Source organism: Klebsiella electrica (assembly GCF_006711645.1).
Taxonomy (GTDB): domain Bacteria; phylum Pseudomonadota; class Gammaproteobacteria; order Enterobacterales; family Enterobacteriaceae; genus Klebsiella; species Klebsiella electrica.
This window is the reverse complement of sequence record NZ_CP041247.1, coordinates 162,882-183,177: the sequence shown is the minus strand read 5'-3', so window position 1 is coordinate 183,177 and position 20,296 is coordinate 162,882. Positions and strand designations below refer to the sequence as shown.

General features: G+C 55.4%; 16 protein-coding genes and 1 pseudogene. 14 read left to right on the top strand and 3 right to left on the bottom strand.

All coding sequences use genetic code 11. The annotated features are described in order from the left end of the window. Nucleotides 1-329 precede the first annotated feature (329 nt). The 4 genes from xylF (at nucleotide 330) to xylR (ending at nucleotide 5,391) form a co-directional block, all read left to right on the top strand. Nucleotides 330-1,322, top strand: a complete 993-nt coding sequence (xylF, locus tag Electrica_RS00865) for a D-xylose ABC transporter substrate-binding protein (protein ID WP_131049353.1) — start codon at nucleotides 330-332, stop codon at nucleotides 1,320-1,322. Between the two features lie 64 nt (nucleotides 1,323-1,386). Then, complete coding sequence (locus Electrica_RS00860) at nucleotides 1,387-2,928, top strand: xylose ABC transporter ATP-binding protein (protein WP_131049352.1); 1,542 nt, start codon at nucleotides 1,387-1,389, stop codon at nucleotides 2,926-2,928. Beyond that, entirely contained in the window at nucleotides 2,906-4,087 is a 1,182-nt protein-coding gene (gene xylH / locus Electrica_RS00855) for a xylose ABC transporter permease XylH (RefSeq protein WP_131049351.1), read from the top strand. Before Electrica_RS00860 ends, xylH begins: the two co-directional genes overlap by 23 nt. A gap of 125 nt (nucleotides 4,088-4,212) precedes the next feature. Continuing rightward, nucleotides 4,213-5,391, top strand: a complete 1,179-nt coding sequence (xylR, locus tag Electrica_RS00850; RefSeq protein ID WP_100682953.1) for a D-xylose utilization transcriptional activator XylR — start codon at nucleotides 4,213-4,215, stop codon at nucleotides 5,389-5,391. A 61-nt stretch (nucleotides 5,392-5,452) separates the two neighbouring features. Here the strand turns inward: xylR and Electrica_RS00845 are convergent, their stop codons facing one another. After that, nucleotides 5,453-6,271, bottom strand: coding sequence for a protein bax (locus Electrica_RS00845; protein WP_100682952.1), 819 nt, complete (start codon nucleotides 6,269-6,271; stop codon nucleotides 5,453-5,455). Nucleotides 6,272-6,586: 315 nt separating this feature from the next. Between Electrica_RS00845 and Electrica_RS00840 the strand changes: the two genes are divergently transcribed. Then, a complete protein-coding gene (locus tag Electrica_RS00840) occupies nucleotides 6,587-8,620 on the top strand; it encodes an alpha-amylase (RefSeq protein WP_141963085.1) in 2,034 nt (677 codons plus the stop codon). A 174-nt stretch (nucleotides 8,621-8,794) separates the two neighbouring features. Beyond that, entirely contained in the window at nucleotides 8,795-10,051 is a 1,257-nt protein-coding gene (gene avtA / locus Electrica_RS00835) for a valine--pyruvate transaminase (protein ID WP_141963083.1), read from the top strand. A gap of 23 nt (nucleotides 10,052-10,074) precedes the next feature. Here the strand turns inward: avtA and Electrica_RS00830 are convergent. Both Electrica_RS00830 and yiaJ read right to left on the bottom strand, forming a co-directional pair. Further along, nucleotides 10,075-10,560, bottom strand: a pseudogene (locus Electrica_RS00830) (4Fe-4S dicluster domain-containing protein); the annotation flags it as partial. Between the two features lie 121 nt (nucleotides 10,561-10,681). Further along, a complete protein-coding gene (gene yiaJ / locus Electrica_RS00825) occupies nucleotides 10,682-11,497 on the bottom strand; it encodes an IclR family transcriptional regulator YiaJ (protein WP_100682948.1) in 816 nt (271 codons plus the stop codon). Nucleotides 11,498-11,720: 223 nt separating this feature from the next. On the opposite strand from yiaJ, the gene Electrica_RS00820 reads away from it, so the two are divergent. The 8 genes from Electrica_RS00820 to Electrica_RS00785 all read left to right on the top strand — a co-directional run bounded on the left by Electrica_RS00820 (nucleotide 11,721) and on the right by Electrica_RS00785 (nucleotide 20,266). Further along, the gene (locus Electrica_RS00820) at nucleotides 11,721-13,241 is read left to right on the top strand and encodes a sugar ABC transporter ATP-binding protein (protein ID WP_141963080.1); all 1,521 of its coding nucleotides are present in this window, start codon (nucleotides 11,721-11,723) and stop codon (nucleotides 13,239-13,241) included. Between the two features lie 13 nt (nucleotides 13,242-13,254). Then, nucleotides 13,255-14,325, top strand: a complete 1,071-nt coding sequence (locus tag Electrica_RS00815) for an ABC transporter permease (RefSeq protein WP_131049347.1) — start codon at nucleotides 13,255-13,257, stop codon at nucleotides 14,323-14,325. Nucleotides 14,326-14,388: 63 nt separating this feature from the next. Continuing rightward, on the top strand, nucleotides 14,389-15,456 hold the full coding sequence (locus Electrica_RS00810; protein ID WP_224742589.1) for an ABC transporter substrate-binding protein: 1,068 nt from the start codon (nucleotides 14,389-14,391) through the stop codon (nucleotides 15,454-15,456). A 1-nt stretch (nucleotide 15,457) separates the two neighbouring features. Next, entirely contained in the window at nucleotides 15,458-16,321 is an 864-nt protein-coding gene (locus tag Electrica_RS00805) for an SMP-30/gluconolactonase/LRE family protein (RefSeq protein ID WP_100682944.1), read from the top strand. A gap of 113 nt (nucleotides 16,322-16,434) precedes the next feature. Further along, on the top strand, nucleotides 16,435-17,433 hold the full coding sequence (gene yiaK / locus Electrica_RS00800) for a 3-dehydro-L-gulonate 2-dehydrogenase (RefSeq protein WP_100682943.1): 999 nt from the start codon (nucleotides 16,435-16,437) through the stop codon (nucleotides 17,431-17,433). Nucleotides 17,434-17,444: 11 nt separating this feature from the next. Beyond that, nucleotides 17,445-17,912, top strand: a complete 468-nt coding sequence (locus tag Electrica_RS00795) for a YhcH/YjgK/YiaL family protein (RefSeq protein WP_100682942.1) — start codon at nucleotides 17,445-17,447, stop codon at nucleotides 17,910-17,912. Between the two features lie 45 nt (nucleotides 17,913-17,957). Continuing rightward, nucleotides 17,958-18,893 carry a DUF4862 family protein gene (locus Electrica_RS00790; protein ID WP_141963075.1) on the top strand — a complete coding sequence of 312 codons (936 nt, stop codon included), beginning with the start codon at nucleotides 17,958-17,960 and terminating at the stop codon, nucleotides 18,891-18,893. Between the two features lie 53 nt (nucleotides 18,894-18,946). Continuing rightward, nucleotides 18,947-20,266, top strand: a complete 1,320-nt coding sequence (locus tag Electrica_RS00785; protein ID WP_141963073.1) for an MFS transporter — start codon at nucleotides 18,947-18,949, stop codon at nucleotides 20,264-20,266. Nucleotides 20,267-20,296: the final 30 nt, after the last annotated feature.

The window sequence follows — 20,296 nt, the reverse complement described above, 5'->3', positions numbered from 1 at the left end:
CAATATAGAATTCATGTTTTACTTTCCTCAATTACGTTATTTCACACCGTGATTGAGAGAATCCACAAACGTGCGCCAGATCGCACAACTGAATATTACTAATACTACTCACGCTATCGTTTCAATGACATATCAATGATATAGCGATTTTATTTATTTTTAAAAACCAGATCGCGGTCATAAATCAGAAAACAAACTAAATTTCGTAATCCAGAAATAAGAACAGATAATTGCCAGTCTTCCTTTAGCTGTTAAGAATTTACTACGTACCAGGCCGTTTCTTTACCCCGTTCGTCTTATCCTGCACTTTACAAAAAAGGCTGATTATTATGAAGATAAAGAACCTTTGCCTCACGCTCTGTGCTTCACTCCTGCTGACCAGTATGGCGGGGATTGCGAAAGAAGTTAAGATTGGTATGGCCATTGACGATCTCCGCCTTGAGCGCTGGCAAAAAGACCGCGATATATTTGTCAACAAAGCTGAATCATTAGGTGCCAAAGTATTTGTTCAGTCTGCTAATGGCAATGAAGAAACGCAAATGTCGCAAATTGAAAATATGATAAACCGCGGTGTTGATGTCCTGGTTATCATTCCCTACAACGGCCAGGTATTAAGTAATGTGATTAAAGAAGCCAAACAGGAAGGTATTAAAGTTTTGGCCTACGATCGTATGATAAATAATGCAGACATTGATTTCTACATTTCCTTTGATAATGAAAAAGTGGGCGAAATGCAGGCCCAAAGTCTGGTAGATAAAGTCCCTCAGGGGAATTATTTCCTGATGGGTGGTTCCCCGGTAGATAATAACGCCAAACTGTTCCGCGCCGGGCAAATGAAAGTTCTCAAGCCTTATATTGACTCCGGTAAAATTAAGATTGTTGGCGACCAGTGGGTTGACGGCTGGCTGCCGGAAAACGCATTAAAGATTATGGAGAACGCCCTCACTGCTAACAATAACAAAATCGACGCGGTGGTCGCTTCCAACGATGCCACCGCCGGCGGCGCGATTCAGGCATTAAGCGCGCAGGGTCTGGCGGGTAAAGTCGCCATTTCCGGCCAGGATGCCGACCTTGCGGGCGTGAAGCGGATTATTTCCGGTACGCAGACCATGACCGTCTATAAACCGATTACCACGCTTGCCACCACCGCCGCTGAAATTGCCGTCGAGCTCGGCAATGATAAAGCGCCGCATGCTGATACTACGTTGAATAACGGACTTAAAGATGTCCCGTCCCGCCTGCTCACCCCGATCGAAGTGAATAAAGACAATATTGAACAAACGGTTATCAAAGACGGTTTCCACAAAAAGAGCGATTTATAATTCCTGACGCCCCTCGCCGGGGCGTCATTCTCGTCCAGCTGGATATCGCTTATGCGGAGCATCTATGTCCTGGTTACTTGAAATGAAAAACATCACCAAAACCTTCGGGACCGTGAAGGCGGTGGATAATATCAGCCTGCGGCTTAACGCAGGTGAAATTGTCTCACTCTGCGGCGAAAATGGTTCTGGTAAATCCACGCTCATGAAAGTCCTGTGCGGAATTTATCCTCACGGCAGCTATGACGGTGAGATTATTTTTGCCGGTGAAACGCTTAAGCCCAGTCATATTCGCGACACCGAACGCAAAGGTATCGCCATTATTCACCAGGAGCTGGCGCTGGTTAAACACCTGAGCGTTCTGGAGAATATTTTTCTTGGCGCGGAAATCTCCCGCTATGGTCTCCTTGATTATGAAACCATGACTCTGCGCTGCCAGAAGCTGCTGGCACAGGTGAATTTGACCATTTCACCCGATACCCGTGTCGGCGATCTCGGCCTTGGGCAACAACAGCTGGTTGAAATTGCCAAAGCGCTCAATAAGCAGGTGCGGTTATTAATCCTTGATGAACCCACCGCCTCTCTCACCGAGCAGGAAACGGCCATTCTGCTGGATATCATTCGCGATCTGCAGGCCCACGGCATCGCTTGTATTTATATCTCCCACAAGCTGAATGAGGTGAAAGCCATCTCCGACACCATCTGCGTCATTCGCGATGGCCAGCATATTGGCACCCGCGATGCCAGCGGCATGAATGAAGATGATGTGATAACCATGATGGTTGGCCGCGAACTCACCGCTCTCTACCCGAACGAGCCGCACGACTGCGGCGATGAAATTTTACGCGTCGAGCATTTAACCGCCTGGCACCCGGTCAACCGGCATATTAAGCGGGTCAACGATATCTCTTTTTCACTGCGTCGCGGTGAAATCCTCGGCATTGCCGGGCTGGTCGGCGCCGGGCGTACCGAGGCCGTCCAGTGCCTGTTTGGCGTCTGGCCGGGGCGCTGGGAAGGGAAAGTGTTCATTGACGGTCAGCCGGTGGCGATTCATCACTGCCAGCAGGCTATCGCCCACGGTATTGCCATGGTCCCGGAGGACCGCAAGAAAGACGGTATCGTGCCGGTGATGGCGGTGGGTAAGAACATCACTCTGGCGGCGTTAAATCAGTTTACCGGCCCGCTGAGCAGCCTCGATGACGCCGGGGAGCAGCACTGCATCCAGCAATCCATCCAGCGGCTGAAAATCAAAACGTCATCGCCGGAGCTGGCCATTGGTCGTCTGAGCGGCGGCAACCAGCAGAAAGCGATTCTGGCCCGCTGCCTGTTGCTGAATCCGCGCATCCTGATTCTCGATGAACCCACACGCGGCATCGATATCGGGGCGAAATACGAAATCTACAAACTGATTAATCAGCTGGTGCAGCAGGGGATCGCCGTCATCGTCATCTCGTCCGAACTGCCTGAAGTTCTCGGGTTAAGCGATCGGGTGCTGGTGATGCATGAAGGCAAGCTGAAAGCCAATTTAGTCAATCATCATCTGACCCAGGAGCAGGTGATGGAAGCCGCGTTGAGGAGCGAACACCATGTCGAAAAACACGTCGTCTGAGATAAAAATTATCCCGCCCGCCCCTGCCGGTATGGCTGGACTCAAAGGGCTGAACCTGCAGGTTTTCGTGATGATCGCCGCGATTGTGGTGATTATGCTGTTCTTCACCTGGGCCACCGAAGGAGCCTATTTAAGCGCGCGTAATATTTCTAACCTGCTGCGGCAGACGGCGATCACCGGCATCCTGGCGGTCGGGATGGTGTTCGTCATTATTTCCGCCGAGATCGATCTTTCCGTGGGCTCGATGATGGGGCTGCTCGGCGGCGCAGCGGCGATTTTTGACGTCTGGCTCGGCTGGCCGCTGCCGCTGACCATTGTGGTCACGCTGGCGATGGGGCTGATTCTCGGCGCCTGGAACGGCTGGTGGGTCGCCTACCGCAAAGTCCCGTCGTTTATCGTCACCCTCGCCGGGATGCTGGCGTTCCGCGGCATTCTGATCGGTATCACCAACGGCACCACCGTCTCGCCCACCAGCCCGGCGATGTCGCAAATTGGACAAAGCTATCTGCCTGACGGTCTGGGTTTCGGCATCGGCGTCATTGGCATGGCGGCCTTTATTGTCTGGCAATGGCGCGGTCGCCTGCGTCGCCAGTCTCTGGGATTAACCACGCCCGCGCCAACCTCGACGGTGGCTCGCCAGAGCATCACCGCGGTTATCGTGCTCGGCGCCATCTGGCTATTAAACGATTATCGCGGCGTCCCCACGCCGGTTCTCATCCTGGCGGCCCTGCTGCTGGCGGGGATGTTTATGGCCACCCGCACAGCCTTCGGCCGGCGAATCTATGCCATTGGCGGCAATCTGGAAGCCGCACGTCTGTCCGGAATTAGCGTTGAGCGTACCAAGCTGGCCGTTTTCGCCATCAATGGTCTGATGGTGGCCATCGCCGGTCTGATCCTCAGCTCGCGGCTGGGCGCCGGCTCGCCTTCAGCCGGTAACATCGCCGAGCTGGATGCTATCGCCGCCTGCGTCATCGGCGGCACCAGCCTCGCTGGCGGGGTTGGTAGCGTCGCCGGTGCGGTCATGGGGGCATTTATCATGTCGGCGCTGGATAATGGCATGAGCATGATGGACGTCGCCACGTTCTGGCAGTACATCGTCAAAGGCGCCATTTTACTGCTGGCGGTATGGATGGATTCGGCGACGAAGCGCAGAGCGTAAGTCTGCCGAATTAAGAATGCCCGAATTCTTTGCGCTACCGCCAGCTTTACGCATAAGAGGCTTGCCATGTTTCGGGCATTGGCCGGTATTGTATGGCCAGAAAGGGAAAACTAGGAAAAGAGACTATGTTTGCAAAGCGCCACCGTATTACGCTGCTATTCAATGCCAACAAAGCCTACGACCGGCAGGTCGTCGAAGGGGTAGGAGAATATTTACAGGCATCGCAACAGGAATGGGATATCTTCATTGAAGAGGATTTTCGGGCGCGTATCGAGAATATCAGGGAGTGGCTGGGCGACGGCGTGATTGCTGATTATGACGACCCGGAAATCGAAAGACTGCTGGCCGACGTCGAGGTCCCGATTGTCGGCGTCGGCGGCTCCTATCATCGCCCCGAATGCTATCCCCCGGTGCACTACATTGCGACGGATAACGCCGCGCTGGTCGAAAGCGCCTTCCTGCATCTGAAAGAAAAGGGCGTCCAGCGCTTCGCCTTTTACGGGCTGCCCGCTTCCAGCGGAAAACGCTGGGCGGTCGAGCGCGAACACGCGTTTTGCCAGCTGGTCGCGAAGGAGAAATATCGCGGCGTGGTTTACCAGGGGCTGGAGACCGCGCCGGAAAACTGGCAACACGCGCAAAACCGGCTGGCGGACTGGCTGCAAACGCTCCCCCCGCAAACCGGGATTATCGCCGTGACCGATGCCCGCGCCCGCCACGTGCTCCAGGCCTGCGAGCTGCTGCATATTCCGGTGCCGGAAAAACTGTGCGTCATCGGCATTGATAATGAAGAGTTGACCCGCTATCTGTCGCGCGTCGCGCTCTCCTCAGTGGCACAGGGGACCCGGCAGATGGGTTACCAGGCGGCCAAGCTGCTGCATCGACTGCTGGATAAAGAGCCGCTCCCGCTACAGCGTCGGCTGGTGCCGCCCATGCGCGTTGTCGAACGGCGCTCCACGGATTATCGCTCGCTCAGCGATCCGTCGGTCATTCAGGCCATGCACTACATCCGCAATAACGCCTGCAAGGGCATCAAGGTCGAACAGGTGCTGGATGCCGTCGGTATTTCCCGTTCTAACCTCGAGAAGCGCTTCAAGGAGGAGGTCGGCGATACCATTCACTCCATCATTCACCGCGAGAAACTCGAAAAGGCCCGCAGCCTGCTGGTGTCCACCACGCTGTCGATTAATGAAATTTCGCAAATGTGCGGCTATCCGTCGCTGCAATATTTCTATTCGGTATTTAAGAAAGAGTACGACGTGACGCCGAAGGAGTACCGGGACAGGCACAGTGAAGTGATGATGTAGCGAATAGAAAGTGAGACCACAAAGAAAAATGCCCGGGGCTGACGCTCCGGGCATTTTTTTATTACATATGGGCAGCAATCAGCCGCTGGTTGTCCTGATACATCGCGAAGAGATAGTTGTTATAGCTCGACCCTTTCGTCGAATAACCCTTCAGCTTATGAATCATGGTGCTGGCCGTCAGTTCCTGATCCGCTTTACGCAGCTGCGCGCGTGATTTACGGAAGGAGCTGTATGCCGGATGCGTGTTCAGGTTCGTCACGTAAGCCTGTACCGACTCCTCCACAGAATCAAACTGGGAGTAGCCTTTCATCGCGCCGCTGCAGTTCCCGCCACCGCATTTCATACCAAACAGATTGTTGTTCATCCGCGCCAGTCTGGAGGTACCCCAACCGCTTTCCGCCGCCGCCATGGTCGCCACCATACTGTTCGGAATGATGTCAACGCGTTCCATCAGCGTACTCCATGGAATATGACGCGTATTGCCAGACCATTTCACCTTATAGCGTGCCGCAATATCCTTCAGACGCGTGCGCTCTGTCGGTGACCAGCGCGAGTCGTATTGTTTGGCGACAAGCCAGTTACGATCGGCGGTGATCACCTGATTCTGTTTAGTAATATAAGGCATTACCGTCCGGAGAAACGCTTTTTTCCTTGGGGTTCCGGAAGGGTATTTTCGCAAATCAGGAAGTGAACTACTCTTTACACTATTGCGAGAATACTCTTGTTTACTGCTTACCTTAACCTGACTACTTTTCTTTACTTGTGAGGCTTTATGACTCGTTGTTGCTATGTGGGTTGTTGCCAACACACTCCCTGAAAATATACAGGTAAGTAACATGAGTATCGCAGCCCCATATCGTCGCATGGGAATCGATATCATTAGGTCTCCTGGTCGGATTTAATCATTCCAACACCTTGTTTTACGCAAAAAAACGTTAATTGAATCGCGAATAGTATCAAAAATACCCAGTGAGAGCACTAACAGAAATAGTCCAATTCCTAAAAGCTGTCATCTGAAATCGGTTTCTGCACGGTCACCAGAGAACGAAAATGCTAGTGCCCTCTAATTTTTCGCCTGTTTTTTGACCTCTGTCACTCAGCCCTTTTTGTCCTCCCTGCAAAAGCGCAGACGGGATGAGTTTATTATCCGGGTTAGCGGGCAAACTGAACAAAAAACCGCTGACAGGACTCCAGAATGAAACTCGCTGCGCTAGCGTCGCTGTTGTTGCCAGGAATGGCCTTCGCCGCCTGGACCACCCCCGATTTTCCGGCCTTTACCGAAGAGGGCACCGGCAGATTTATCAGTCAAAATGAGGTGGCGAAGGGAACGCGCCCGCTACAAATTAATTTTGGCCAACAGTGCTGGCAGCCTGCCGGGGCGATCAAACTCAACCAGATGCTGTCCATGGAGCCCTGCCGCGGCGCCCCCGCGCAGTGGCGGGTCTTCCGCGAAGGTCGCTACACGCTTGAAGTGGATACCCGCTCCGGTACGCCAACGCTGATGCTCTCGCTGGAGGAAAAAGAGGCGGCGACGGTTTCCGCGCCGCAGCTGCGCCAGTGTCCAAAATGGGATGGCAAGCCGCTGACGCTGGATGTCAGTCAGACCTTTGCCGAGGGCAGCAAAGTCCGTGATTTCTACAGCGGCAATCTCGCCACGGTCAGCGCCGGGAAAATTACGCTGCAACCGGCCCCCAACAGCAACGGTTTACTGCTCCTTGAGCGGGCAGACACCCCCGCCGATGCTCCTTTCAACTGGCATAACGCCACCGTCTATTTCGTGCTGACCGACCGTTTCGTCAACGGTAACCCGGCCAACGACAACAGCTATGGGCGGCACAAAGACGGGATGCAGGAAATCGGCACCTTCCACGGCGGCGACCTGCAAGGGCTGACCAGCAAACTCGACTACCTGAAAGCGTTAGGCGTTAACGCGCTGTGGATAAGCTCGCCGCTGGAACAAATTCACGGCTGGGTCGGCGGCGGAACCAAGGGCGATTTCCCGCATTACGCCTATCACGGCTACTACGCTCAGGACTGGACCAGACTGGATGCCAATATGGGGAGCGAGGAAGATTTGCGTCGTCTGGTTGATGAGGCGCACAAGCGCGGCATTCGCATCCTGTTCGATGTGGTGATGAACCACACCGGCTACGCCACTCTCGCCGATATGCAGGCGTTCAAATTCGGCGCGCTGTATCTGCAGGGCGAGGAGCTGAAAAAGACCCTCGGGGAACACTGGACCAACTGGAAACCCGGCCCGGGCCAGACCTGGCACAGCTTCAACGACTACATCAACTTCAGCGATAAAGCCGGCTGGGAAAAGTGGTGGGGCAAAAAGTGGATTCGCACCGATATTGGCGACTACGACAACCCCGGCTTTGACGATCTGACCATGTCCCTGGCCTTCCTGCCGGATCTGAAAACGGAATCAACGGTCCCTTCCGGGTTACCAAACTTCTATCGCAACAAGCCGGATACGGCGGCGAAAGAAATTCCCGGCTATACGCCGCGCGATTATCTGACCCACTGGTTGAGTCAGTGGGTGCGTGATTACGGCATTGACGGTTTCCGCGTCGATACCGCCAAACACGTCGAACTGGCCGCCTGGCAACAGTTAAAAAACCAGGCCACCGCGGCGCTGGCGGCATGGAAAAAAGCCAACCCGGAAAAAGCGCTGGATAACGCGCCGTTCTGGATGACCGGCGAGGCCTGGGGCCACGGCGTCATGCAGAGCGATTACTACCGCCACGGTTTTGATGCGATGATTAACTTCGACTACCAGGATCAGGCGGCGAAAGCGTCAGGCTGTCTCTCCAGTATTGACCTGACCTGGCAGCAGATGGCGGATAAACTGCAGACGTTTAACGTCCTGAGCTATCTCTCATCCCACGACACGCGTCTGTTCCGCGAAGGCGGCAGCACCGCGGCAGAACTGCTGCTGCTGGCGCCAGGCGCGGTACAGCTCTTCTATGGCGATGAGTCCGCGCGGCCGTTCGGACCTACCGGCTCAGATCCGCTGCAGGGGACGCGTTCGGATATGAACTGGCAGGACGTCGCGGGTAAAGCCGCGCTCAGCGTCAGCCACTGGCAGAAACTCGGCCAGTTCCGCGCCCGCCACCCGGCGATTGGCATGGGTAAACAGACCACGCTCTCGATGCCGCAGGGTTACGGTTTCGTCCGTGAAAACGCCGATGACAAAGTGATGGTGGTCTGGGCGGGTCAACGATAGCCCCCCTTCTGATGGCTCCCCGATCGCTTCCGGGATCCTTTTTAGAATAAAAAACTAATAAAAATCGATAATCCAGCATAAAAATGAAATCTTAGACTTTCCTGCCGATTTGCACCGCGTCGAGGCTGGCGTTATGGTTATCCACTTTCCAGGAAGACCGACAGATTATCCGCAATGACATTTTCACTTTTCGGCGACAAATTCACCCGTCATTCAGGCATTACCCGCTTGATGGAAGACCTCAATGACGGCCTGCGCACTCCGGGCGCAATCATGCTGGGCGGCGGTAATCCCGCGCAGATCCCGGAAATGAACGACTACTTCCAGAACCTGCTGGCCGACATGCTCACCAACGGCAAAGCCCTTGATGCGCTTTGTAATTACGACGGTCCGCAGGGAAAAAGCGAACTTCTGAGCGCGTTGGCGCAGATGCTGCGTGAAGCGCTGGGCTGGGAGATCGAACCACAGAATATTGCACTAACAAATGGCAGTCAGAGTGCATTTTTCTACTTGTTTAACCTCTTTGCCGGGCGCCGTGCGGATGGCAGCACCCGCAAAGTCCTGTTCCCGCTAACGCCGGAATATATCGGCTACGCCGACTCGGGCCTCGAAGAGGATCTGTTTGTCGCCACCCGCCCGAATATTGAGCTGCTGCCAGAAGGCCAGTTTAAATACCACGTCGATTTTGAGCACCTGCAGGTCACGGAAGAGACGGGGATGATTTGCGTCTCTCGCCCGACCAACCCGACCGGTAACGTGATTACCGACGAAGAGCTGATCAAACTGGATGCGCTGGCCCACCAGCACGGCGTCCCGCTGGTGATTGATAACGCGTATGGCGTGCCTTTCCCGGGGATTATTTTCAGCGACGCCAGACCGCTGTGGAACCCGAATATTGTGCTGTGTATGAGCCTGTCCAAGCTGGGCCTGCCGGGCAGCCGCTGCGGGATCATCGTCGCCAATGAGAAAATCATTACCGCCATCAGCAACATGAACGGGATCATCAGCCTTGCGCCGGGCGGAATGGGGCCGGCAATGATGTGCGAAATGATCAAACGCAACGACCTGCTGCGCCTGTCGGAAACGGTCATCAAACCGTTCTACTACCAGCGCGTACAGGAAACTATCGCCATTATTCGCCGCTATCTGCCGGAAGATCGCTGCCTGATTCATAAACCTGAAGGGGCGATTTTCCTCTGGCTGTGGTTTAAAGATCTGCCGATCTCCACCGAGCTGCTGTACCAGCGGCTGAAAAAACGCGGCGTGCTGATGGTGCCGGGCGACTACTTCTTCCCGGGCCTTGATAAGCCCTGGCCGCACACCCACCAGTGCATGCGCATGAACTACGTGCCAGACCCGGAGAAAATTGAAGCGGGCGTGAAAATCCTCGCCGAAGAGGTTGAACGCGCCTGGGGTGAGCAGGGCGCGTAATCGCGCGTTTTGTCGCCCGTCTGAATCGCCAGCGCCGTCCGCAGACGGCGCTCGCCGCTTAATCTCTCCAGCTCCGCCGGCGTGATGCAGTACAGCGCCTGGGTCGGACAGGCCGCCACACAGGCCGGGCCGTCTTCGCGATGGCCGCACAAATCGCATTTCAACGCCTGCACGCCATTGTCGGTCATCATCACGGATATCGCGCCGTACGGACAGGCCAGCATGCAGCTTTTGCAGCCAATACAAAGGGATTGTTCAACGTACACCCTACCGCTGACCCGGCTAATCGCCCCCGCCGGGCAGACGTTGGCGCAGGGCGCGTCTTCGCAATGATGGCAGGTCACGGCGGTGGTAAAAGACCCGCCCTTCACCACCCAAATGCGTGCGCTGAAGGCTTTTGGAGAAAGTGCGGCGCAATCCTGATTTGCCTTGTGTGACACCACGCAGGCGACTTCACAGGTACGACAGCCAATGCATTTGGCCGAATCCGCAATGATAAAACGGTTCATTTTCCACCCCCGCCTGACGTTGATTAGCGTCAGAGTGCCAGAAAACGAACCGCCTTCGCTTTGATCCTGGCGGGGATTGTTGCCAGATCTGTCATCTGCCCAACCGCATCGGGCTTTTTGCCTACACGCGTAAGGTAAATCCCAGTTCGTTAGAGATGGCCTGTGCCGTGTCGCGCAGCGGCTTAAGCAAATTTTTCTCGCCAATCTGTTTCAGACGTGACGTCGAGAGTGAGATGGAGATGGCATACGGTACACGGTGTTGAATATCAAACACCGGAACAGCAATGCAGGAAACGCCAAGCTCATTCTCTTCACGGTCCATCGCCATCACGCTTTCACGAATTTGCGCCAGCTCATCGTACATCGCAGGCAGCCCCGTAATGGTGTTGCGCGTCAGAGGCTGAATCTGCTCCTGATGCGTTTCCCAGTACTCTTTCACATATTCCTGCTGACCAAACGCCATGTAGATCTTACCCATTGCCGAACAGTACAGCGGCATATGTTGGCCGATATACGCGCGGGTACGCAGCATCCCGGTCGTCGGTTCCAGCTTATAAATCAGAATGGCGTGATCGTCCTCACGGCTGGAGAAGTTGATGGTTTCCCCGGTAGAGAGGTTTAGCGCTTCCAGATGCGGCGCCGCCACATGGATAATATTCAGCGACGTCAGGGCTTTTTGTCCGACGGCAATAAATTTGGTGGTTAAACGATAGCTCCCGGCGGCGGGTGCGGGAGTGACGTAGCCACAGGATTGCAGCCCTTGTAGTAATCGGTGCACGGTGCTTTTGTTCAGCCCGGCCAGTTCTGAAAGATGCGCCAGCGGGCAACCGTTCGGGTAATTGCTTAAGATTTCTATCAACATCAAACCGCGAAACAAACTTTGGCTTCCAGCCGGCCGCTCTTTCTCCGGCGCGTTTTCACTCTCTTTTGTGTTCATCGCTTCCGCTCTCCATTCAGTGGCGACCTGATGGTAGCGCAAAGTGTGTTTCACTTCACGATCTGAACATAAATTTTGTAATTAACTGATTTTATTGAATTTCAAAAACATCCTCACCGATTGCTTTGTGAAATCATGATCGATATATTTGAAATCAGATTTCGCATAGTGAAATTTATAGCTTGTAAAACGTTCTCACCCCCTCATCGGGAGGTCACCTTAAATGACAGAAGCAGCAGTGTTGTCTCCGTTGTTATCTATGCGCCACATCATCAAGCGTTTTGGTGGCAATGTGGCGGTCAATAACGTCAGTCTGGATATTTACCCGGGCCAGGTTGTGGCGCTGTTGGGAGAAAACGGCGCTGGCAAATCGACGTTGATTAAGGTGCTGGCGGGCGTCTATTCCCGTGATGGCGGCGAGATCCTGTTTCGCGGTCAGCCGGTGGATTCTGCCGCCGCGTTACGTCAGGGCAACGAACAGCCTATCGCCTTTATTCATCAGGATTTAGGCCTGGTAGAGTGGATGACCGTCGCCGAAAACATGGCGCTGGTGATGGGGTTTCCCCGTCGCTTCGGTCTGATTGACTGGGCGGCCACCAAACGCCAGGCGCAAAAAGCGCTGGAAGATATCGGCATTCAGATAGACCCGGATGACCGCGTGTTTGACCTTTCCCGCACCGAAAAATCCCTGCTGGCGATTGCCCGCGCGGTGGCAGTTGACGCCTCGGTACTGGTGCTCGATGAACCGACCGCCTCACTGCCTGCCGACGATGTACGCCACCTGTTCCGCGTCATGAACATCCTGCGCGAGAAGCAGGTAGGCATGATTTACATCACCCACCGCCTGGATGAGGTGATGGAGATGGCGGATACCGTTTGTGCGATGCGCGATGGTTGCTACGCCGGAGGCGGCGATATCAGCCGCTACAGCCTGCGTGGTCTGGTCGAACTGATTGTGGGCGAAAACCTGCGTGATGACCAGCGCCAGCCCTTACCCGATGCCAGCGCGCCGGTGCTGTTGAAAATGGACCACGTCAAAGTGGGCGATACCGGGCCGGTCTCCTTCGAGCTGCGTGCCGGAGAGATGGTGGCGCTCGCCGGTCTGCGTGGCGCCGGTCAGGAAGAGATTGGACGTTTACTGTTTGCCTGCAGGACGCAGGAAAGTGGACAAATCACCTTAAATGGCGTGCCGTTTACGGCGACAACACCAGGGGAGGCGATGTCCGCCGGCGTCTCTTTTGTCGCCGGCGACCGTCTTCATGAAAGTCTGATTCCGGGCATGATGGTGCGTGAAAACCTGTTTATGAACCCCTGTAAACACGGTCATGCGCCGCTTTCCCGCTATAACGAAAAAAGCGAAGCGCCGCTGAGCTGGGAGAAAATCCGCCAGTTCGACGTGCGCCCCTCGCAGATAAATATTGAAATCAGTGCACTGTCGGGCGGCAACCAGCAAAAAGTGGTCATGGCACGCTGGCTCTCGCTCAATGCCCCTCTGCTCATTCTGGAAGACCCTTCTGCAGGCGTTGACGTGGGCGCACGCGCAGAAATTTACGATTTACTCAATCAGGCGCTGCAAAACGGCGTTGCCATTCTGGTCATTTCCAACGACCTGGAAGAGGTGGCGCACATCTGTAACCGGGCGCTGGTATTTAACCGCGGGCAGATCGTCGGCGAACTGCTCAACCAGGATGTCACCTTTGCCAGATTGCTTGAGCTGGCATCGGGCAGCGGCACCATACATTAAGTCGGAGTGCGTTATGGCTAAAACATCAATGAAATCGACGGCCCTGGAATCACGCGTATCACTTCATGAACACGGTGTGGCCACCTGGCTTGGACAATTAACCACCCGTTACGGTTTACCCGCGATCTGTGTGGTGCTGGTTATCGTTTTTTCACTGACAACGCCTTCGTTTGCTTCCCTGTTGACGTTGCAGGCGATCCTCGACAGCAAATCGAAAATCGCCCTGCTGGCGCTGGCGGCGACCATCCCGATGATTGTCGGCAAAATCGACCTCAACGTCGGCTTCGGCATCGTGCTCTGGCATATCCTCGCCATTACTTTGCAGGTCGAATATGGTTTCTCCTGGCCCGCCGCTGTGGCGATCGTGCTGGTGCTCTCTGCGCTCTACGGTTTGCTGAACGGTATTCTGGTGGCGCTGGCGGATATCGACAGCTTTGTTGCGACCCTGGGTTCCGGTACGGTGCTGTACGCCATCGCGCTCTGGCACTCTGGTGGTCGGCAGATCGTTGGTGACTTACCGGACGCCTTTATCGCCCTGCATCACTCCGACCTGTTCGGTATTCCGGTGGTGGCCTTCTACGTCCTTTTTGCCGCCGTGGTGCTGTGGATTATCACCGAACATACCCCGATTGGTCGCTGCATGTACGCGGTGGGCGGTAACCCGGTCGCCGCAGCGCTCAACGGCATTTCCGTTAATCGTTACATCATCGGGGCATTTATCACTTCCAGCACTTTAACCGGCTTTACCGGGGTGATCATCGCCGCCGAGCAGGGCGTGGGCCAGGCCAGCGTTGGTATGGATTATCTGCTCCCGGCGCTGGTGGGCGCGTTCCTTGGCAGCACCACCATTCGTCCCGGCCGGGTGAACGTCTGGGGCACGGTGGTCGGTATTGCGGTGCTGGCGATCGGTATTGCGGGCATCCAGCAGTTCGGCGGCGCGTTTTGGGTCGAACCGCTGTTCAACGGTGCGACGCTGCTGCTGTCGATTACCCTGGCGGGCTATGCTCAACGCCGTCGGGCATTAAATAAAAAACTGGTGCAGCGGGCACAATCGCCAGCATCAGGCTCCTCCGTTACCCAATGACTCTCGCGTAAGGAACTGAAAATGAATAACAAAATAGTTCAGTACTGTCTGGCTGCCGGGTTGATGATGGCAAGTGGTTTCAGCCTCGCCGACGATACCTTTGTTCAGCAGGCGAAAACGGCGATTGCCAAAGCCACCGCGCCAGTCACCGACTGGGATGGCCCAACCCAGGGTCCGACGCTGCAGCCTGGTAAGAAGATCATTTTCATCGCCTCGGACATGAAAAACGGCGGCGTGCTGGGGGTTAAAGAGGGGCTGGAAGAAGCGGCGAAAGCCGCAGGCTGGCAGCTGGATGTGCTGGATGGCGCAGGTTCGGTGAAAGATCAACTGGCGGCGCTTAACCAGGCGATCGCCCGCAAACCGGACGGTATCGTCATTGGTGGCTGGAACCCCAACGTCGCCAAAATTCCGCTGAAAAAAGCCGTGAAAGAGGGCATCGTGCTGACCGCCTGGCACGCGGTGCCCGCGCCTGGCCCGGTTCCGGCTTACAACATTTTCTACAACGTGACCTCCGACTCGAACGAAGTCTCGCGCATGGCGGCGCTGTATGCGGTGGCGAAATCCAACGGTACCGCCAAAGTGCTTATTTTCACCGACTCGCTGTACCAAATCGCGCTGGATAAAGCCAACGCGATGAAGAAGGTGATTGAGCAGTGCAGCGGCTGCCAGGTAGTGGAATTTATCGATACCCCGCTTGCCGACACCTCCAACCGCATGCCGGGCATGACCTACAGCCTGATCCAAAAATATGGCGACAGGTTCGAATACTCGCTGGCAATTAACGATCTGTACTTCGACTTTATGGCTCCAGCCCTGCAAACCGCGGGCAAAGGCACCGGAGATAAGCCGCCGTACAACATCTCCGCTGGCGACGGTTCCGTCACCGCCTACCAGCGCGTGCGTGAAGGCAAAGCGCAGGTAGCAACCGTACCCGAGCCGTTGAAACTGCACGGCTGGCAGCTGCTGGATGAATTAAACCGCGCCTTCGCCGGTAAAGAGCCGTCTGGCTATGTCACCCCGGCGCATCTGGTGACCAAGGAGAACATCGGCGCCGACGGCGGCCAGAACAACGAATTTGACCCGGACAACCATTATCGCGATCGCTACAAAGCCATCTGGGGAGTGAAGTGAGATGTTAGTCGTCACGGGAAGTTTTGCATGCCTGTGCTCACCGGCGATCTGGGCAGAGGGCCCGGTGTGGCTGGCAGACCAGCAGTGCCTGATTTTCAGCGATGTGAAGGGCAACAGAATGTTCCGTTGGGATGCGCAAAATGGGGTCAGCGTGTTCCGCGCCGAATCCCACTATGCCAACGGCAACGCGCGGGACTTGCAAGGGCGTTTGTTGACCTGCGAGCACGGTCGGCGCGGTATCAGCCGTACCGACGCCGCAGGCAATCACACTCTGCTGGTGGATAAAGTCGACGGGCTGCGTTTTAACTCCCCCAACGATATCGCGGTGCGCCAGGACGGGTCGATTTGGTTTACCGATCCGCCCTACGGCATCATCAGCGACGAAGAGGGCTATCGCGCCGCAAGCCAGGTCATTGGCTGCTACGTCTACCGATTTGATGAAGCGCGAAACCAGGTCGCTATTGCCATCAGCGATACCCAGCGCCCCAACGGGCTGGCCTTTTCGCCGGATGATAAATGGCTATACGTGGCAGATATGTCGGTTATTGATTTTCCGAGCCAGGGCCGCCGGGAAATTCGTGCTTACCGCCTTGAAGGCGATAACGCGTTATTTTCCCACGTCGTAACCCAGGTTAAACCGGGTATTCCGGACGGATTTTGCGTCGACCGGGACGGGAATATTTACTGCAGCTGCGAGACAGGGATTTTGATTTTCTCCGCCGCAGGCGAATTACTGGACACCATTGCGGTCCCCGAGCGCGTCTCTAACTGCACTTTTGGCGGCCCCGACGGGAATACGCTTTTTATTACGGCGACGACATCGCTGTACCGGGTGACCCTCGCCCCATCCCGCCTTCAGGGATAAACCGGAGTAACGCCGAAACACACCGGTCCTGCCGGCGTGTTTTTGCAACCCAGCACTATTTAGTGGAATAAAATTCCACTATGTGAAACGAAAAGTTGTCATGGAGAAAGCGTATGTTATTGAGTTTTTCTGACCTTAAAAATGAGTTTAACCGCGTCCTGCTGGCACGCGGTGTGGCGGCTGAAACCGCCGATGCCTGTGCGGAAATGTTCGCCCGCACCACCGAGTCAGGGGTCTATTCACACGGCGTAAACCGTTTCCCACGCTTTATTCAGCAACTGGAAAACGGCGATATCATCCCTGAGGCCCTGCCAGAACGCACCGCTTCACTGGGGGCGATTGAACAGTGGGATGCCCGGCGATCTATCGGCAACCTGACCGCCAAAAAAATGATGGACCGGGCAATTGAACTGGCTTCTGACCACGGTATTGGCCTGGTTGCTGTGCGCAACGCCAACCACTGGATGCGCGGCGGCAGCTACGGCTGGCAGGCGGCGGAAAAAGGCTACATCGGCATCTGCTGGACCAACTCCATTGCCGTGATGCCGCCGTGGGGCGCCAAAGAGTGCCGCATCGGGACTAACCCGCTGATCGTCGCCATTCCGTCTACGCCGATTACCATGGTGGACATGTCCATGTCGATGTTCTCCTACGGCATGCTGGAAGTGAACCGCCTGGCAGGCCGTCAGCTGCCGGTTGACGGTGGCTTCGATGACGAAGGCAACCTGACCAAAGACCCGGCGCCCATCGAGAAAAACCGCCGTATTCTGCCGATGGGCTACTGGAAAGGTTCAGGCCTCTCCATCGTGCTGGACATGATCGCCACCCTGCTCTCCGATGGCTCTTCCGTTGCTGCGGTCACTGAAGACAACAGCGACGAGTTCAACATTTCGCAAGTCTTTATTGCTATCGAAGTGGACAAGCTGATCGATGGCGCCACCCGCGACGCCAAGCTGCAACGCATCATGGATTACATCACCAGCGCCGAACGGGCCGACGAAAACGTGCCGGTGCGGTTGCCCGGTCATGAGTTTGCTCGTCTGCTGGAAGAGAACCGCCGCAACGGAATCACCGTTGATGACAGCGTGTGGGCAAAAATCAAAGCGCTGTAAGGAATATCATCATGATTTATGGACATATTTCTCAACCTAACGCCTGCCGGTATCCGGCAGCGATTGAAAAAGCGCTGGAATTTTTGCGCACCACGGACTTCAGCAAGCTGGAGACCGGGGTGGTCGAAATCGAGGGGCGCACGATCTTCGCGCAGATCCTCGACCTGACCACCCGTCCGCACGATGAACTGCGCCCGGAGGTGCACCGCCGTTACCTCGATATCCAGTATTTATATTCCGGTGAAGAGCAGATCGGTGTCGCTATCGATACCGGCAATAATGTAGTAAGTGAAGAATTACTTGAGCAGCGGGATATTATTTTCTATCACGACAGCGAAAACGAATCGTTAATAGAAATGAGACCGGGGAACTATGCCATATTTTTCCCGCAGGATGTTCACCGTCCGGCCTGTAAAAAACACCGGGAAACGGAAATCAGGAAAATAGTGGTTAAAGTTGCTATTTCCGCTTTAGATTAATCCGTCATTTATTTATCGAACACCGATAAATAAAAGGAGTGAAAAATGGAAAGAAATGACGCCGGTTATATCATCGGCGCATACCCTTGCGCGCCCTCATTTCACCAAAAGAGCGAACAAGAAGAGACGGAATTCTGGCGCTTACTCGCGGATACGCCCCACATCCGTGGGCTGGAACAACCATGCCATGAGCACTTTCATCCCTATGGCGATGAGTGGTTGCTCCAGCATACGCCGCAGGAGTGGAAGATGGTGGTGACGGCCATCCCGGAAACGATGCGTCGCCGCGGCGGCGGCAACACGGCTTTCGGCCTGGCCTCCAGCGATGAAGAACAGCGTCTGGCATGCGTCGCATTCCATCGTCATTTACACAACAAAATCAATGCACTAAACAAACGTTTTGCCGGCAAGGTCATCTCCCTTGAACTGCAGGCTGCACCGCTTGTGGGTAATGCGAGCGTAGAGCAGGCAACCGATGCCTTCGCGCGCTCCATCAAAGAGATTGCGGACTGGGACTGGTCATGCTCACTCATGCTGGAACATTGTGATGCCATGAACCAGCCTGCGCCACGCAAAGGCTTTCTGCCGCTGGAAAACGTGCTGCAGGTGCTGGCGGGTTACCGCATTGATATCTGTATCAACTGGGCGCGTTCAGCGATTGAAGGGCGTAACGCCGCCCTGCCGCTGGCGCATACTCAGGCGGCACGTGCCGCGGGCAAACTGGGGGCGCTGATGTTCTCTGGCACCGCGACCGAAGGGCCGTACGGCGAATGGACTGACCTGCACGCACCGTTCGCCCCGTTTTGCCCGCAAGGCCTGTTAACAGCGGCTCACGCAAAAGAATTATTTAATGTGGCTGATTCAGCACAATTACAGTTTGCCGGTATTAAGTTACTGGAAATTGATGCGAATGCTGATGCGAATCATCGCATAGCCATATTACGCGATGGCATTCACGCGCTAAACATAGCCCGACAATAAATATAAAGCGTCAATTTCATCGCAAGGTCAGTCAATTTAAACACGAGATTAATATGAATACTTCCTCTTACGCTACAACCGCGGATATTCCGCGCCAACGCTGGTTAAGAATTATTCCTCCGATTCTTATCACCTGTATTATTTCTTATATGGACCGCGTGAATATTGCCTTTGCTATGCCCGGCGGGATGGATCAGGATTTAGGCATCACCGCGACGATGGCAGGCCTGGCTGGCGGTATTTTCTTCCTCGGCTATCTCTTCTTACAGGTTCCCGGCGGCAAAATCGCCGTTCACGGCAGCGGCAAAAAATTCATCGGCTGGTCGCTGGTCGCGTGGGCGGTAATTTCCGTGTTTACCGGTCTTGTTACCAACCACTACCAGCTGCTGGCGCTGCGCTTTCTGCTGGGTGTGGCAGAAGGCGGTATGCTGCCTGTGGTACTCACCATGATCAGTAACTGGTTCCCGGATGCCGAACGCGGTCGCGCGAATGCCATCGTCATCATGTTCGTGCCGATCGCCGGGATCATCACCGCCCCACTCTCCGGCTGGATAATCACCGCCCTCGACTGGCGCTGGCTGTTCATCATCGAAGGTCTGCTCTCCCTCGTCGTGCTGGTGATGTGGGCGCTGACGATTTATGACCGCCCGCAGGAAGCCCGCTGGATTTCTGACGCGGAGAAAAAGTACCTGGTGGAAACCCTGGCCGCTGAACAGCGCGCCATTGCCGGTAAAACCACGGTGAATGCCTCTCTGAGCACTGTGTTGTCTGACCGCACCATGTGGCAACTGATTGCCCTGAACTTCTTCTACCAGACCGGGATTTACGGCTACACCCTCTGGCTACCGACCATCCTGAAAGAGCTGACCCACACCAGTATGGGCCAGGTCGGGATGCTCGCCATTCTGCCTTACGTGGGGGCGATTGCCGGGATGTTCCTGTTCTCTTCCCTGTCTGACCGCACCGGCAAACGCAAACTGTTCGTCTCCCTGCCGCTGATTGGTTTCGCCGCCTGCATGTTCCTTTCCGTTGTGCTGAAAGAGAGCGTCTGGCTGTCGTACACCGCGCTGGTCGGTTGTGGCTTCTTCCTGCAGTCCGCTGCCGGGGTGTTCTGGACCATCCCTGCCCGTCTGTTCAGCGCCGAAATGGCCGGCGGCGCACGCGGTGTGATCAACGCCCTCGGCAACCTCGGCGGCTTCTGCGGCCCGTATGCCGTGGGCGTGCTGATCACGCTTTACAGCAAAGATGCGGGCGTTTACTGCCTGGCGATTTCACTGGCGATTGCCGCGCTGATGGCGCTGCTGCTGCCGTCCCGGTGCGATGCCAACAGTGCGTCTATCGGCGCGGTCAACGCACCGAAACGCGCGATCTGACGCCTTCACCCCAACCCTCTCCCACCGGGA

What these genes read in the sequence shown, in the direction of transcription:
- xylR (WP_100682953.1), top strand. Translation starts at nt 4,213, where the DNA reads ATGTTTGCAAAGCGCCACCGTATTACGCTGCTATTCAATGCCAACAAA.
- Electrica_RS00860 (WP_131049352.1), top strand. Translation starts at nt 1,387, where the DNA reads ATGTCCTGGTTACTTGAAATGAAAAACATCACCAAAACCTTCGGGACC.
- yiaJ (WP_100682948.1), bottom strand. Translation starts at nt 11,497, where the DNA reads ATGAACACAAAAGAGAGTGAAAACGCGCCGGAGAAAGAGCGGCCGGCT.
- xylF (WP_131049353.1), top strand. Translation starts at nt 330, where the DNA reads ATGAAGATAAAGAACCTTTGCCTCACGCTCTGTGCTTCACTCCTGCTG.
- Electrica_RS00845 (WP_100682952.1), bottom strand. Translation starts at nt 6,271, where the DNA reads ATGATATCGATTCCCATGCGACGATATGGGGCTGCGATACTCATGTTA.
- Electrica_RS00795 (WP_100682942.1), top strand. Translation starts at nt 17,445, where the DNA reads ATGATTTATGGACATATTTCTCAACCTAACGCCTGCCGGTATCCGGCA.
- Electrica_RS00810 (WP_224742589.1), top strand. Translation starts at nt 14,389, where the DNA reads ATGATGGCAAGTGGTTTCAGCCTCGCCGACGATACCTTTGTTCAGCAG.
- Electrica_RS00840 (WP_141963085.1), top strand. Translation starts at nt 6,587, where the DNA reads ATGAAACTCGCTGCGCTAGCGTCGCTGTTGTTGCCAGGAATGGCCTTC.
- yiaK (WP_100682943.1), top strand. Translation starts at nt 16,435, where the DNA reads ATGTTATTGAGTTTTTCTGACCTTAAAAATGAGTTTAACCGCGTCCTG.
- Electrica_RS00805 (WP_100682944.1), top strand. Translation starts at nt 15,458, where the DNA reads ATGTTAGTCGTCACGGGAAGTTTTGCATGCCTGTGCTCACCGGCGATC.
- Electrica_RS00785 (WP_141963073.1), top strand. Translation starts at nt 18,947, where the DNA reads ATGAATACTTCCTCTTACGCTACAACCGCGGATATTCCGCGCCAACGC.
- Electrica_RS00815 (WP_131049347.1), top strand. Translation starts at nt 13,255, where the DNA reads ATGGCTAAAACATCAATGAAATCGACGGCCCTGGAATCACGCGTATCA.
- xylH (WP_131049351.1), top strand. Translation starts at nt 2,906, where the DNA reads ATGTCGAAAAACACGTCGTCTGAGATAAAAATTATCCCGCCCGCCCCT.
- Electrica_RS00820 (WP_141963080.1), top strand. Translation starts at nt 11,721, where the DNA reads ATGACAGAAGCAGCAGTGTTGTCTCCGTTGTTATCTATGCGCCACATC.
- avtA (WP_141963083.1), top strand. Translation starts at nt 8,795, where the DNA reads ATGACATTTTCACTTTTCGGCGACAAATTCACCCGTCATTCAGGCATT.
- Electrica_RS00790 (WP_141963075.1), top strand. Translation starts at nt 17,958, where the DNA reads ATGGAAAGAAATGACGCCGGTTATATCATCGGCGCATACCCTTGCGCG.